The organism is Salmonella sp. NW645, from assembly GCF_051703725.1.
Classification (GTDB): Bacteria; Pseudomonadota; Gammaproteobacteria; order Enterobacterales; family Enterobacteriaceae; genus Salmonella; species Salmonella enterica.
The window spans coordinates 39,175-53,563 of the sequence record NZ_JAMMKR010000007.1 but is presented as its reverse complement, the minus strand read 5'-3'; the positions used below and the strand labels follow the sequence as shown (position 1 = coordinate 53,563).

The 14,389-nt window shown below is 51.8% G+C and carries 11 protein-coding genes; 6 read left to right on the top strand and 5 right to left on the bottom strand.

The genetic code is table 11. The annotated features are described in order from the left end of the window. Window positions 1-8 precede the first annotated feature (8 nt). From hybG to NA389_RS15755, 3 genes are all read left to right on the top strand, one after another. On the top strand, window positions 9-257 hold the full coding sequence (hybG, locus tag NA389_RS15765; RefSeq protein WP_000334890.1) for a hydrogenase maturation factor HybG: 249 nt from the start codon (window positions 9-11) through the stop codon (window positions 255-257). 75 nt (window positions 258-332) lie between these two features. Beyond that, window positions 333-1,385, top strand: coding sequence for an ABC transporter substrate-binding protein (locus NA389_RS15760; RefSeq protein WP_001032024.1), 1,053 nt, complete (start codon window positions 333-335; stop codon window positions 1,383-1,385). Then, window positions 1,385-2,095: a molybdate ABC transporter substrate-binding protein gene (locus tag NA389_RS15755; protein ID WP_001543521.1), complete on the top strand. Its 711-nt coding sequence runs from the start codon at window positions 1,385-1,387 to the stop codon at window positions 2,093-2,095. The genes NA389_RS15760 and NA389_RS15755 overlap by 1 nt, the downstream gene beginning before the upstream one ends. 67 nt (window positions 2,096-2,162) lie before the next feature. On the opposite strand, the gene yghU is transcribed toward NA389_RS15755, so the two are convergent. Further along, window positions 2,163-3,029 carry a glutathione-dependent disulfide-bond oxidoreductase gene (yghU, locus tag NA389_RS15750; protein WP_000774852.1) on the bottom strand — a complete coding sequence of 289 codons (867 nt, stop codon included), beginning with the start codon at window positions 3,027-3,029 and terminating at the stop codon, window positions 2,163-2,165. Between the two features lie 226 nt (window positions 3,030-3,255). Here yghU and gss point away from each other — a divergent pair, with 226 nt between their 5' ends. After that, window positions 3,256-5,112 carry a bifunctional glutathionylspermidine amidase/synthase gene (gss, locus tag NA389_RS15745; protein ID WP_000033690.1) on the top strand — a complete coding sequence of 619 codons (1,857 nt, stop codon included), beginning with the start codon at window positions 3,256-3,258 and terminating at the stop codon, window positions 5,110-5,112. A gap of 669 nt (window positions 5,113-5,781) precedes the next feature. Beyond that, window positions 5,782-6,837: a methyl-accepting chemotaxis protein gene (locus tag NA389_RS15740; protein WP_000475253.1), complete on the top strand. Its 1,056-nt coding sequence runs from the start codon at window positions 5,782-5,784 to the stop codon at window positions 6,835-6,837. 299 nt (window positions 6,838-7,136) lie between these two features. On the opposite strand, the gene uxaC is transcribed toward NA389_RS15740, so the two are convergent. From uxaC to uxuA, 3 genes are all read right to left on the bottom strand, one after another. Next, window positions 7,137-8,549 (bottom strand): glucuronate isomerase, encoded by a 1,413-nt coding sequence (gene uxaC / locus NA389_RS15735; RefSeq protein ID WP_000190181.1) that lies wholly within the window; start codon window positions 8,547-8,549, stop codon window positions 7,137-7,139. An 11-nt stretch (window positions 8,550-8,560) separates the two neighbouring features. Beyond that, window positions 8,561-10,033 (bottom strand): fructuronate reductase, encoded by a 1,473-nt coding sequence (locus tag NA389_RS15730; protein WP_000437125.1) that lies wholly within the window; start codon window positions 10,031-10,033, stop codon window positions 8,561-8,563. Window positions 10,034-10,143: 110 nt separating this feature from the next. Continuing rightward, complete coding sequence (gene uxuA / locus NA389_RS15725) at window positions 10,144-11,328, bottom strand: mannonate dehydratase (RefSeq protein ID WP_000815491.1); 1,185 nt, start codon at window positions 11,326-11,328, stop codon at window positions 10,144-10,146. A 404-nt stretch (window positions 11,329-11,732) separates the two neighbouring features. Between uxuA and NA389_RS15720 the strand changes: the two genes are divergently transcribed. After that, on the top strand, window positions 11,733-13,037 hold the full coding sequence (locus NA389_RS15720; RefSeq protein WP_000784370.1) for an MFS transporter: 1,305 nt from the start codon (window positions 11,733-11,735) through the stop codon (window positions 13,035-13,037). 79 nt (window positions 13,038-13,116) lie between these two features. On the opposite strand, the gene uidC is transcribed toward NA389_RS15720, so the two are convergent. Continuing rightward, window positions 13,117-14,382, bottom strand: a complete 1,266-nt coding sequence (gene uidC, locus NA389_RS15715; protein WP_000712678.1) for a glucuronide uptake porin UidC — start codon at window positions 14,380-14,382, stop codon at window positions 13,117-13,119. Window positions 14,383-14,389 lie beyond the last annotated feature (7 nt).

The following is a 14,389-nucleotide window of genomic DNA, read 5'->3' as shown; positions in this document are numbered from 1 at the left end:
GGTTAATTATGTGTATTGGCGTCCCCGGTCAGGTGCTGGCCGTCGGAGATGATATTCACCAGCTTGCGCAGGTGGAAGTGTGTGGCATCAAACGTGATGTCAATATTGCTCTGATTTGTGAAGGTAAGCCAGCCGAGCTGATAGGGCAATGGGTATTGGTACACGTTGGTTTTGCGATGAGCATCATTGACGAAGACGAAGCGAAAGCCACGTTAGATGCGCTGCGCCGCATGGAGTACGACATCACCAGCGCGTGATCCCTTAATCACCTCTATTATATCGCTCTATAATCGTTGTATAATTATTTATATATCGATTGTGGGGCGAAACCTATGAATAAATTTTTGCGCCAGCTCTCTCTGCTGGCGTTGCTTTTTTGCTGGTCGTTAATGTCACAAGCGGCGCGTACTTTTACCGATCAAATTGGCCGCCAGGTCACGGTTCCCGACACCGTCGACAGAGTGGTGGTGCTCCAGCATCAAACGCTCAATCTCCTTGTACAGATGAATGCCACTGACAAAATCGTTGGGGTCATGGCGAACTGGAAACAGCAATTAGGCGACGGCTATGCGCGTCTGGCGCCGGAACTGGCGCAAAAAGCCTCGCTGGGCGATCTAACGCACGTTGATCCTGAAAAACTGGTGGCGCTGCGCCCGCAGGTGGTGTTTGTCACGAATTACGCTCCGCAGGAGATGATCGACAAGATCAGCCGTCTTGGCATTCCGGTGGTGGCGATTTCGCTGCGCCATGATGTTGTTGGCGAGCAGGCTAAAATGAACCCGACCCTGGCCGATGAAGAGCAGGCTTACAACCGCGGGCTGCGTGAAGGAATAACGCTGATTGGCGATATCGTCAATAAACCGCAGGAGGCGAAAGCGCTGATTGAGGCGATGGATAAAGGTCGCAAAATGGTCAGCGACCGTTTGCAGTCGGTTCCTGAAAATGAGCGGGTTCGCGCCTATATGGCGAATCCGGAGCTGACCACCTACGGTTCCGGTAAATATACCGGTCTGATGATGGCCCATGCGGGGGCGCTGAATGTAGCGGCATCCTCGGTGAAAGGCTTTAAGCAGGTGACAATGGAGCAGGTGATCGCCTGGGATCCACAGGTGATCTTTGTCCAGAATCGCTATCCGAAGGTCGTCAATGAGATCCTGCACAATCCCCAGTGGCAGGTCATTGACGCGGTGAAGCATCATCGGGTTTACCTGATGCCGGATTATGCCAAAGCCTGGGGATATCCGATGCCGGAGGCGGTGGGAATCGGCGAACTGTGGATGGCGAAAAAACTCTATCCGGAAAAATTCCACGATATTGACATGCAAAAGGCCGCTAACGACTGGTATCAACGTTTTTACCGTACTGACTATCAGGGCGTACAGTGATGCGAATACTGGCTGCGGGGAGCTTGCGTGTCGTCTGGCCGCAGCTAATGGCGGCGTTTCAGGCGGATGCGGTATGTGATTTCGGTCCGGCGGGGTTGTTACGTGAACGCATCGAAGCGGGCGAAGCGTGCGACTTTTTTGCTTCGGCGAACCTGGCGCATCCGCAGGCGCTGCTGGAAAGCGGGCGGGCGCTGTGGGTCGCGCCTTTTACGACGAACCGTTTGTGTCTGAGCGTGCGGGCGCAGGCGATGCGTGAAGGCGAGGACTGGCTGTCGCTGTTAACCCGGCGGGATCTGCGGATCGGCACCTCAACAGCAGGTTGCGATCCTTCCGGCGATTATACGCAACAGCTTTTTTCGCGGATGGGCAAGGAAGGCGAAGCGGTCCGAAAACGCGCGGTAGCGCTGGTTGGCGGCAGGCAGACTTTGCCGTTACCGGCGGGCCGGCTGGCGGCGGAATGGCTCATCAATCATGATTACACCGATATCTTTATCGGCTATGCCAGCTATGCTCCCAGGCTACGGCTGGTTAATTCGCTGCGAGTGGTTGATATCCCGGAACCTTATAATCCCGTGGCTGAATATGGCTTTGCCTGCCTGAGCGAGCAGGGAAAAACGCTTGCCGACTTTTTACTATCAGCACGGGCGAGGTCGATTCTCATGCAACATGGGTTTAGTGAAGCGCCGCATATGACACGCTCGCAGAACTGATAAGCGAAGCGTCAGCAGGGAATACCATGCCGGATGACGACATTACTACCCCATCCGGCATTATGGTTTAACTTTGACGTTTATCTTCGGTATGGTTTTCGAAGTCGCTGGCGTCATGGCGTTCGTGAAGCTGTTCGTTCAATGGGCCGTTGGTCCGGTTGACAATGCGCCCCCGCTTTACCGCCGGACGTTCGGCTACCTGTTTCGCCCAGCGTTGTACGTTTTGATAACTTCCGGCATCCAGAAACTCCGCTGCATCATAGACATTCCCCAGCACCACGTTGCCGAACCACGGCCAGATGGCCATATCGGCAATAGTGTACTCTTCTCCCGCGACATACGGGTGATGAGCTAACTGCTTATCCAGCACGTCCAGCAGACGCTTGGCTTCCATGGTGAAGCGATTAATGGCGTACTCAATTTTTACCGGCGCATAATGATAGAAATGACCGAAACCGCCACCGAGGAACGGCGCCGCGCCCTGTAGCCAGAACAACCAGTTAAGGGTTTCTGTGCGCTTAGCCAGATCCTGCGGCAGGAAATGGCCAAACTTATCCGCCAGATAAACAAGAATTGCGCCCGACTCAAAAACTCGAATCGGCGGGTTGTGTGAGTTATCGCGCAGCGCCGGGATTTTTGAGTTCGGATTGATGTCAACAAAGCCGCTGGAGAACTGATCGCCCTCGCCGATGCGAATCAACCAGGCGTCATATTCGGCGCCGGTCACGCCCAGCGCCAGGAGCTCTTCCAGCATAATGGTCACTTTCTGGCCGTTAGGCGTCCCCAGCGAATAAAGCTGTAACGGATGTTTGCCGACGGGCAGCGTTTTGTCGTGCGTCGGGCCGGAAACCGGGCGATTAATGTTAGCGAACGCGCCGCCGCCGGATTTATCCCACGTCCAGACTTTTGCGGGTTGATAAGTATTATCTGCCATATTGACCTGCCTTCACAGTGGTGGTGTTGAAGCAGTGTAGCAGCTTGCTAACCGGACATTTAACCGATTGGGACATTCCGGCGAGTGAAATTTTAACCTTCTGGCCTCAGTGTGCCTTATTGAGGTGTATGATTATGTCGACCTCTGTCCGGTTAGTGTCACAGAGCAGACAATCAGAGCGAAATTACGCCAGGCTGCTCAGGCGGTCTTGTTTTGAGGTAAGTGCATGAGCAAAGGAACCACCAGTCAGGATGCCCCCTTCGGGACATTATTGGGTTACGCCCCCGGCGGCGTAGCGATCTACTCTTCAGATTACAATTCCCTCGATCCGTGGGACGACGACGACGCAGCTTTTCGTAGCTACATCGACGATGAATACATGGGGCATAAATGGCAGTGCGTGGAATTTGCCCGCCGTTTTCTCTTTCTGAATTATGGCGTTGTTTTTACTGACGTCGGCATGGCCTGGGAAATCTTCTCGCTGCGTTTTCTGCGCGAGGTCGTGAATGACAATATTTTGCCTTTGCAGGCCTTCCCGAACGGTTCGCCGCGCGCGCCGGAGGCCGGGGCGCTGCTCATCTGGCAAAAGGGCGGCGAGTTTAACGAAACCGGGCACGTCGCGATTATCACCCAACTCCTGGATAACAAAATTCGTATTGCTGAGCAAAACGTTATCCACACGCCATTGCCGCCAGGGCAGCAGTGGACTCGCGAACTGGAAATGGTCGTAGAAAACGGGTGTTACACCCTGCGCGACACCTTTGATGACACGACGATTTTAGGCTGGATGATCCAGACCGACGACACGCAATACAGTTTGTCACAGCCTGACATCGCGAATCAGTCGCTGGCGATTCGCGGCGCAAGACTGCCAGAGAAAGGTCAGTTTGACGGTCAGTGGTTGGATGAGCGCGATCCGTTACAAAAAGCCTATGTACAGGCGAACGGACACGTTATCAATCAGGACCCGTACCAGTATTTTACCATCACCGAGAGCGCTGAACAGGAGCTTATCAAAGCGACCAATGAGTTGCATTTGATGTACCTGCACGCCACGGACAAAGTTTTAAAAGACGATAATCTGCTGGCGCTATTCGATATCCCCAAAATTCTTTGGCCGCGCCTGCGTCTCTCCTGGCAGCGCCGTCGTCACCATATGATCACCGGTCGTATGGATTTCTGCATGGATGAACGCGGGCTGAAAGTCTATGAATACAATGCCGATTCCGCATCATGCCATACCGAAGCGGGATTAATTCTCGAAAAATGGGCTGAGCAGGGCTATACCGGTAAAGGGCATAACCCGGCAGAGGGCTTAATTAACGAGCTGGCAGGCGCCTGGAAACACAGTAAAGCGCGTCCTTTCGTCCATATCATGCAGGATGATGATATCGAGGAGGACTATCACGCGCAGTTTATGCAGCAGGCGCTGCATCAGGCCGGCTTCGCGAGCAAAATTCTCCGCGGGCTGGGCGAGTTGCGCTGGGATGACGCCGGGCAGTTGATCGATGGCGACGGACGGCTGGTGAATTGTGTCTGGAAAACCTGGGCGTGGGAAACGGCGATGGAGCAGATACGCGAAGTCAGCGAGACGGAGTACGCCGCAGTGCCTATTCGTACCGGGCACCCGGAAAATGAAGTCCGGCTGATTGATGTATTACTGCGCCCGGAAGTGTTGGTGTTTGAACCGCTGTGGACGGTGATCCCGGGTAACAAAGCGATCCTGCCCATCCTGTGGTCGCTCTTCCCACATCATCGCTATTTGCTCGACACGGATTTTACCGTTAACGATGAGCTGGTGCAGACCGGCTATGCGGTAAAACCGATTGCCGGACGTTGCGGTAGTAATATTGATTTGGTGAGCCATCAGGAAGAGCTCCTGGATAAAACCAGCGGCAAGTTCGCCACGCAGAAAAATATCTATCAGCAGTTGTGGTGCCTGCCGAAGGTCGCCGGGAAGTATATTCAGGTCTGTACGTTTACCGTGGGCGGTAACTACGGCGGTACGTGCCTGCGCGGCGATGATTCATTAGTCATTAAAAAAGAGAGCGATATTGAACCGTTAATCGTCATCAAAGCGTAACGGGGTCATTCTCGTCGGGATATCGGCGTTGGTGCCGATATCCCGCCTGTTGTGTTTACCAGCGAACGGCTGTCAGCCTGACATTTACTGGTAACATATGAGAAATAATATCACAAATTATTCTTAACTTTTCTGACGCAGGCGGTGACGCTCGCCGCGTTGGCGCATCCGTTTCCTGATTTTCGACTACTCGATACTTTTTGCGGCTGGTTACGCCGCCCCTATCCCTTTGGATTTAGGTCATGCCTGTTTGGTTGGTAAACGGACAGCATAATATATTGATGAGTCCAAATGATATTATTGGTCATATAAAAAGTTTACGTTAGGTTATTTTTCTATTGCAAAAGTTTGCGTTTAAACCCTGTCTGCAATCTTCGGGCTGAGATATAGATACACCTAAGTAAATGCAGTTAATTATTATTCAACTATTATTGTCAGCCTTGTAAATAATATTTCCGTATAAAGTGAAGCGACTTCCATTATGACTATTAATAGTATTGTTGAATAGTTTACTCTGTAATTATTTAAGTTTAGTGGACGTTTTGTCTTATTCTGGTGAACGTATGGTTATGGCAGATGACAGCCGATTTTTCATTATGTTAGCATGAGTTGATAATACTTTATCCAGGCATAGATCAGGATGTCCACATATAATAAGGAGAATGGTATATGTTTAAAAAAGTATTAGGCTTGCGCCACTGGAATAATAATGTTGTAAAAATACCGCCGCCAGCAGAATCTGGCGCTAATGCGTCTGACGTGGTGGTGGATACTCCTGAGCCTTATGAGCGGATATTGTGTCAAAAAATTCTGATGGGGATCTCGACGATCGATATCATTCGTAATGCCATCATTAAGTCCTGTGAGCAGCTCAACATTGAAAAAGAACGCATTAATGAACTTAACGAACAGAATGATAAAGCCAGAAGTTCATTAAAATCGCTCGTGGAATTTATCACCGAAATTGGCACGACTTCATCGGATATTGGCTGTCGTATGGGCGACTTAAATACCTCCTTAACGCAAATTAATGCGTGTATTAAAGAGATACAGAAGATCGCTAACCAGACCAATTTGATAGCGATTAACTCCGCGATCGAGGCCGCGCGCGTAGGGGATGCCGGGCGTGGTTTTAGCGTTATTTCGAAAGAGGTGAAAAACCTGTCCGAAGATGTTAAACACAGTTCGAAAAGCGTCAGTACGTTAACCTCTGTAATCAAAGATAATACGGCCAGAGTGAGTGAGGTGCTGGATAACCAACAGCCGGTTATTGATAATATTACGACTAACATAAATCAAATTGTGGAGTCTATTGGCATCGTCATCGATAAATCGCTGAGCATGAAATCGGTCATGCAGTACATCTCTACGGTGCAGTTTTTGAATATTGTCAAAGTTGACCATGTTATCTGGAAAATGGAAGTCTACAAATTACTCTTAAATAAAGACATAAACAGTAAAATAACGATGCACGATCAGTGTCGGCTGGGGAAATGGTACTATGGTTTCGAAGGGCAGCAGTTTAGCAATTACTACAGTTTCCGTAGTCTGGAAGCGCCGCATAAAGAGGTGCATACCGCTGGTCACTCTGCGCTGAACTATTTTGCCGCAGGCGATATGAATGCGATGTCGCAAGAACTTGACAGAATGGAGCGATCCAGTAATGAGGTGGTTAACCAGCTGGAAATGCTGGCTGTCGATTTGTTAAAAGAAACCACACTGTGAAGTCATGAGTTATTACCGTATAACCAACAGGAGCCATCATCAACAGGACTGATGTATCGCACTTTCTGCACTGGAGTTATTCCGGACAGAGAAAAGAAGCATGACGCAGAAGATGGCTGTGTTTGTTCACCCGAATCACTTACCTTAGTAAGTGATTCGGGATTAATCAGCAACCTCTTTGCTTTTTATCGGCGGCCAGACTTTGGCTGGAAAAGTGCGTTACTGCTAAATTTCTCACTCTCTTACCGCCTTCCTGCCCCTCGGAATACCTGAAACCTGTGCTCACAGATTAATAGCGATTATTTAATCGTGAAATAACGTTGGGCATTATTGAAGCAGATATCCTGAACCATACGGCTTAGCATCGCTTCATCATCAGGAATCTCTCCGTCCTGCGCCCACTGTCCCAGCAGGTTACAGAGAATACGACGGAAATATTCATGTCGCGTATAAGAAAGGAAACTGCGGGAGTCGGTCAGCATCCCGACAAACTGACTTAACAGTCCCATTTGCGACAGTTGCTCCAGTTGGCGCAGCATCCCGTCTTTCTGATCGTTAAACCACCAGCCGGAACCAAACTGCACTTTTCCGGCAATTCCCGGCCCCTGGAAGTTACCGATCATGGTCGCCAGGACTTCGTTATCACGTGGGTTCAGGCAATAGAGGATAGTCTTGGGCAGTTCATTGGTCACATCCATACTGTCGAGCAAACGGGAGAGCGCCCAGCTAATGTTGTTATCGCCAATGGAGTCAAAGCCGGTATCCGGCCCCAGCTGGCGGAACATCCGGGTATTATTGTTACGGATCGCGCCAATATGTAGCTGCATCACCCAGCCGCGCGCGGCGTACTGACGGCCCAGCCAGACCAGCACCGCCGTGGTAAACTGGGCGATCTCAAGTTCGCTCAGCGTTTCGCCAGCCAGACGTTTGCCCAGAATGGCGTCAAGCTGCGCGTCGTCGGGCACCGGTGCAAATCGCAGCGTTTCAATGCCATGATCCGACGCGCGGCAGCCGCAGGCGGCGAAATGGTCGAGACGGCGAGTGAGCGCCTGACGTAAATCGTCGAAACGGGTAATGCTGACATCTGCCGCCGCTTCCAGTTTCCCCAGGTAATCGACAAAGCCGTCCAGTTCGATTTTGAAAACTTTGTCGGGGCGCCAGCTTGGCGCGACTTCAATATCAATGCTGTCGTCGGCGGCTATCTGGCGGTGATATTCCAGAGAATCTATCGGGTCGTCGGTGGTTCCGACCATCCGCACATTCATCTGCTGCATAATACCGCGCGCGGAAAAGGCCGGCGTCGCCAGTTTCTCATTACACTGCGTCCAGATACTTTCCGCGGTATCCGGTCCGAACAGCGTACCTGTAATGCCAAATGGACGGCGTAGTTCAAGGTGCGTCCAGTGATACAGCGGATTGCCCAGCGTTTTTGGTACGGTATTGGCCCAGGCCATATATTTTTCATAATCGCTGGTCTCTTTGCCGGTGATCAGCGACTCATCCACGCCTGCGCTTCGTAGCGCTCGCCATTTATAGTGGTCGCCTTCCAGCCAGATCTGACCGAGGTTATCGAAACGGCGATCGTCGGCGATTTCCTGCGGACTTAAATGGCAGTGGAAGTCATAAATCGGCATGGGCGCGGCGTATTTATGGTACAGCGTGCGGGCAATGTCGTTTTTAAGTAGAAAATCTTCAGTCATAAACGTAGCCATGATTTATCTCCTTACTTAGCCAGCGCTTCTACCGTGGCTTTCGCGCCGTTCTGCAATAGCTGTTGGTAAGCGTCGGTAACGGCTTGCACAAATTCGTGGTTCTTCGGCAGGTCGCTGCCAAAGATAGATTCGATGGCCAGTAGCCCGCGAACGCGTTCTTCCGGCGTCTGATATTGCTGATGAATCGCCTGATACTGCGCGAGCAGCGGATCGACGACATCAATGGTTTTACCTTGTTCATCGACACCGCCGACGTAACGCATCCATCCGGCGACGCCCAGCGTCAGGTGGCGATAGTCATCGCCCTGTTGTAAGTGCAGACGTACCGGGTCCAACAAACGCTGCGGCAGTTTCTGACTGCCATCCATCGCGATCTGCCAGGTGCGGTGTTTCAACGAGGGGTTAGTGAAACGCGCAATCAACAAATTCGCATACCCTTCCAGATCGGTGCCTTCCGGCATTGACAACGTCGGCGCTTGTTCATCAAGCATCAGCGCCAGCGCCGCGCGACGGTAAGCCGGGTTGGTCATGGTATCGGCGATAGTGTCATACCCGCCGAGATAACCCAGATAGGCGAGGAAAGAGTGACTGCCGTTAAGCATACGCAGCTTCATCATCTCAAACGGTACGACGTCTGCAACGAATTGCGCGCCGACGGTGTCCCAGTCCGGGCGACCATTCACAAAGTTATCTTCGATGACCCACTGGCGGAAGGGTTCGCAGGCGATAGCGCAGGGATCATAAACCCCTAACTGGTCGGCAACCAGTTGTAGCGTCTCTTCGGTCGCCGCCGGAACAATGCGGTCAACCATGGTACAGGGGAAGGTCACATTGTCGGCAATCCATGCGGCGAGGGCGGCATCGCGAGCTTTTGCCAGACCGAGGACGGCAGCCTTCGCGACGTGACCATTCTCGCGCACGTTATCACACGACAGCACGGTAAAAGCTTTCAGTCCTTGCTCCCGGCGCATGTTTAGCGCTTCGACAATATAGCCAATGGCGGATTTAGGCTGCTGTGGATGGGCAAGATCGTTTTGGATCAGCGGGTTATTGACATCAAGCTCGCCGCTGGCGGGGTCGGTGCAGTAGCCTTTTTCGGTCACGGTTAAGGAGACGATGGCGGTTTCCGGGCGCGCCATTGCCGCCAGAATCCCTGCATGACCGTCGAATTCAGGGTGTAGCGCTTCTTTCATTGAACCGATAATTTTCAGTTCGGTACTTTCTGCGCCGCGTTCTGCAACGGTGTACAGCAGATTTTGCGCTTTCAGGTTCGCGATCAGCCGCGCGTCGTTACCCGGCATCAGGTTCACTTCACAAATGCCCCAGTCGCTGTCGCTCTTTTCCAGTAGATGATGGGTAAAGAGCGCCTGGTGCGCGCGGTGAAACGCCCCGCAGCCCAGATGCACAATACGGGATACCAGACGTGATTTGTCCCAGTTTGGGCGGGCGACGGAAACCTGGGCGGTGGCGATATTCTGTTCCATTGCAAACTCCTGTCATTCGACGTCTTCGCCCGCGATCTCCGGGGCGAGGCATGTTGCTATTGCATTGAGTAGGGGAAATCGCATGACGCGTCGCGCCATGCGAAAGAAGGTTATTTGCTAAAGAAAGCGCGCTGGATAGCCAGTTCGACGCCGCGGACTTCCGCAAGCCCTTTCAGACGGCCAATGGCGGAATAACCCGGATTCGTTTTCTTCTTCAGATCGTCCAGCATCTGATGACCGTGGTCCGGGCGCATCGGGATCAGATCGTCGCTACCTTCGGCTTTACGACGGTGCTCTTCTTCCACAATCGCTTTAACGACTTCATACATATCCACATCGCCGTGCAAATGGGCGGCCTCGTGGAAGGTCTTCGGATTCTCTTCGCGCAGCGTAGAGCGCAGATGCGTAAAGTAGATGCGCGGACCAAATTGCTTGATCATATCAACCAGATCGTTGTCGGCGCGCACGCCGTAAGATCCGGTACACATGGTGAAGCCGTTCGCCATGCTATTAACGGTTTCCACCATCCATTGCATGTCTTCAATGGTAGAGACAATGCGCGGCAGGCCGAGAATAGGGCGCGGCGGATCGTCAGGGTGAACGGCCATACGCACGCCAACCTCGTCGGCAACCGGAATAATGGCTTTCAGGAAATAGGCAAAATGTTCACGCAGTTTTGCTTTATCGATATCTTTATACGTCGCCAGGTGTTGACGGAACTGCTCCAGCGTATAGCCTTCTTCCGCGCCAGGTAAACCGGCAATAATGTTGCGGGTCAGACGTGCTTTGTCTTCCTCGCTCATGGTGGCGAAACGCCGCTCTGCCTGAGCAATCTCTTCTGCCGTATAGTCGGCTTCTGCTCCCGGACGCTTCAGGATGTGCAGTTCGAACGCGGCGAATTCAATCTGGTCAAAACGCAACGCTTTGGAACCATCCGGTAATACGTATTCCAGATCCGTACGTGTCCAGTCCAGCACCGGCATAAAGTTATAACAAACCGTATAGATACCGCATTGCGCCAGGTTACGTAGCGTTTGCTGGTAGTTTTTGATCCATAAATCGTACTGACCGGTGTGGGTTTTGATGTCTTCGTGGATAGGTACGCTCTCTACCACAGACCACTCCAGACCCGCCTCTTCAACGATTGCTTTACGTTTCTGGATCTCGTCTACCGACCAAATTTCTCCATTCGGGATATGGTGTAACGCCGTTACCACGCCGGTTGCGCCAGCCTGGCGTACATCTGACAGCGTTACCGGGTCGTTAGGTCCGTACCAGCGCCAGGTTTGTTTCATATCTCGTTTCCTCTTCTTGCGATAACGTCTTCGTGGTTGACCCATTGCCAGCCAACATCGAAACGTGCTTTGTAAACCCGTTCTGGCTCCTAAATTCAACCAAAAATTTTCTCATGTCAACCTTATTGTTTAAATTGGCTAACCAAATCACAAATATCATCATTCACGGTCTGCCAATTTTATTTATTTGATCTGTGTCAATTTTTGCTGGGTGAAAAGCATTCACCATTCAACTTGAAATGAGTTGATGTATTTATTTCAAGAATATTAAGTGCGGGAGTTGCCGCCAGATTTTGACCGGTCCGGATGAGAAAATATTGATTGGTCAACCAATTTTTGTGATTTCAGTTTTCCCGCTACAGGTCAGACGGCGCGGAGCTAATGTTTTTTAACGAGGCTTTATCATGAAGATGACAAAATTAAGATGGTGGATTATCGGCCTGGTCTGCGTAGGGACCATCGTAAACTACCTGTCCCGTAGCTCGCTTAGCGTTGCGGCGCCAGCGATGATGAAAGAACTCCATTTTGATGAGCAACAATATTCCTGGGTGGTGAGCGCCTTCCAGCTTTGTTACACCATTGCGCAGCCGATCACCGGCTATTTGATGGATGTCATCGGACTGAAAATCGGCTTCTTTATCTTTGCCTTGTTGTGGTCGCTGATCAACATGGCGCACGCGCTGGCCGGCGGCTGGATAAGCCTGGCATTTCTGCGTGGTCTGATGGGGCTGACCGAAGCGTCGGCGATTCCGGCCGGGATTAAAGCCAGCGCCGAATGGTTCCCGACGAAAGAACGCGGTATTGCGGGGGGGCTGTTTAATATCGGTACTTCGATTGGCGCGATGCTGGCGCCGCCGCTGGTGGTCTGGGCGATGCTGACCTTTGCTGATAGCGGCATCGGTACTGAAATGGCGTTTGTGATTACCGGTGGGATCGGCGTGCTGTTCGCCATCACCTGGTTCCTGATTTATAACTCGCCAAATAAACACCCGTGGATCACCCACAAAGAGCTGCGTTATATCGAAGACGGCCAGGAAAGCTATCTCCAGGACGATAACAAAAAACCGGCCGTTAAAGAGATCGTTAAAAAGCGTAACTTCTGGGCGTTGGCGATTACCCGTTTTCTGGCTGACCCGGCATGGGGAACGCTGAGTTTCTGGATGCCGCTGTATCTGATTAACGTGATGCATCTGCCGTTAAAAGAGATCGCCATGTTTGCCTGGTTGCCGTTCCTGGCGGCGGACTTTGGCTGCGTTGCAGGCGGTTTCCTGGCGAAGTTCTTCATGGAAAAGATGCACATGACCACGATCAATGCGCGTCGTTGTAGCTTTACCATCGGCGCTGTTTTGATGATTTCGATCGGTTTTGTCAGCATTACGACTAACCCGTATGTCGCCATTGCATTGATGAGTATTGGCGGTTTTGCGCACCAGACGCTGTCTACCGTTGTGATTACCATGAGCGCTGACCTGTTCAAGAAAAATGAGGTCGCGACAGTTGCCGGTCTGGCAGGATCTGCGGCATGGATGGGACAGTTAAGCTTCAACCTGTTTATGGGGGCGTTGGTCGCTATTATCGGTTACGGCCCGTTCTTCATTGCACTCAGTCTGTTCGATATTATCGGCGCCATCATCCTGTGGGTACTGATTAAAGATCCGGAAAAGCACCACCCGCCAATGACGGAACAGCCGCTGGCGTCTCACCACTAAAGCTGTCTCGTTTTCACAGGCCTGATAAGCGAAAGCGCTACCGGCCTCTAACGGCCACCTCCGGGTGGCCGTCTTCATCTTACCTGAGCATAAAATCATACTGGATGCTCATCTTCACATCCCAGTAATTCAAGCGATCGCCCAGCGCGCTACCGTCGCGTTTTTCGCGCCCTTTGTCAGCGGCAAGAAAAATGTTCATGCCCTCTAGCGGCCCCTCTTCAATACGATAATTTATGGCTCCCAGCAGACCCAACCCCTTAATTTGAACAGCGCGCTGGCTGGACTCATAACCGCGCGTGACGACAGGCGCGAATGTCATGGTGAGCTGTGGCGTAACACGGTAATTAACGCCCGCCTGCCAGGACTGCATGCCTTCCCGGTTGCGATCGAGGCTTAAAGAGAAGGGATAACCAATATCGGTATCGACCACTGCGCCGTTCATGGCGTGTTGCAGATAGCCGCCGCTGGCAAACAGGCTGCCCCAGGGGGCGCTCCAGGTAAACTGAGCGCTAACCAACCCGGTCTCATTAGGCTGGGTGGATGAACGACTTAGCCCCTCCAGCCGGGCGTAAAAACCGAGCAGCTCGCCTTTCAGGGCATAACCATCGTCTAGTGGTATCCGTTTTTCAAAGATACCCTGTACCTGACGGGAGACATCGTTTTGCTGCGAGCCGCCTATGGAATAGCGGCTGCTCTCGTCGTGCCAGCTGGCGGTGAAAAATGCGCGTGGACGATGATGATCATATTGACCCGTTTTACTGTTGTAGACGCCTTCATTGCGAATACCGGTCGTTGAGTCTGTCCACTGAAAAACGCGGGTACGCCACATTGCCCAGAACTCTACATTTGGCGTCAGCGCCAGGTAGCCCAGCGCGCCTTCGGAAGCGGTCGGTAGCGTGCGTTGTGAGCTGCTGGCGATGAGTGGAATTCGCCAGGGGAGGCTGCCATAACTATAATCGGTGCCAAAACGACCTATTTTTAAGCGGCTATTTTCTGTTGGCTTTATTTTTATTGCGCCAAGCACATAGCCGAAACTCTCGTGTCCGTCTAAGTACCAGCGCGTACTCATATTATCACGAGCACCGAGTTTATAAACATAATACGCGCTACCCTCGACGCCGATCCGTTGTGAATAATAGCTGCTATTAAAATCAATTAACCCACCCTGAACCCAGGCATAAATATCTCTGCCTGCGCCCGCGCTGGGCTTATCAGCTCTTCGTAACTCATTTTTCAGTCTAAAACGTAAGGCGGACTCATCATCAGAAATTTGTAGGGCCAGGGCAGAAGGACAGGCCGCGACTACTGCTATTGGAATAGCCGCTATCTTCGCGAATTTTTTCATTGTTTAA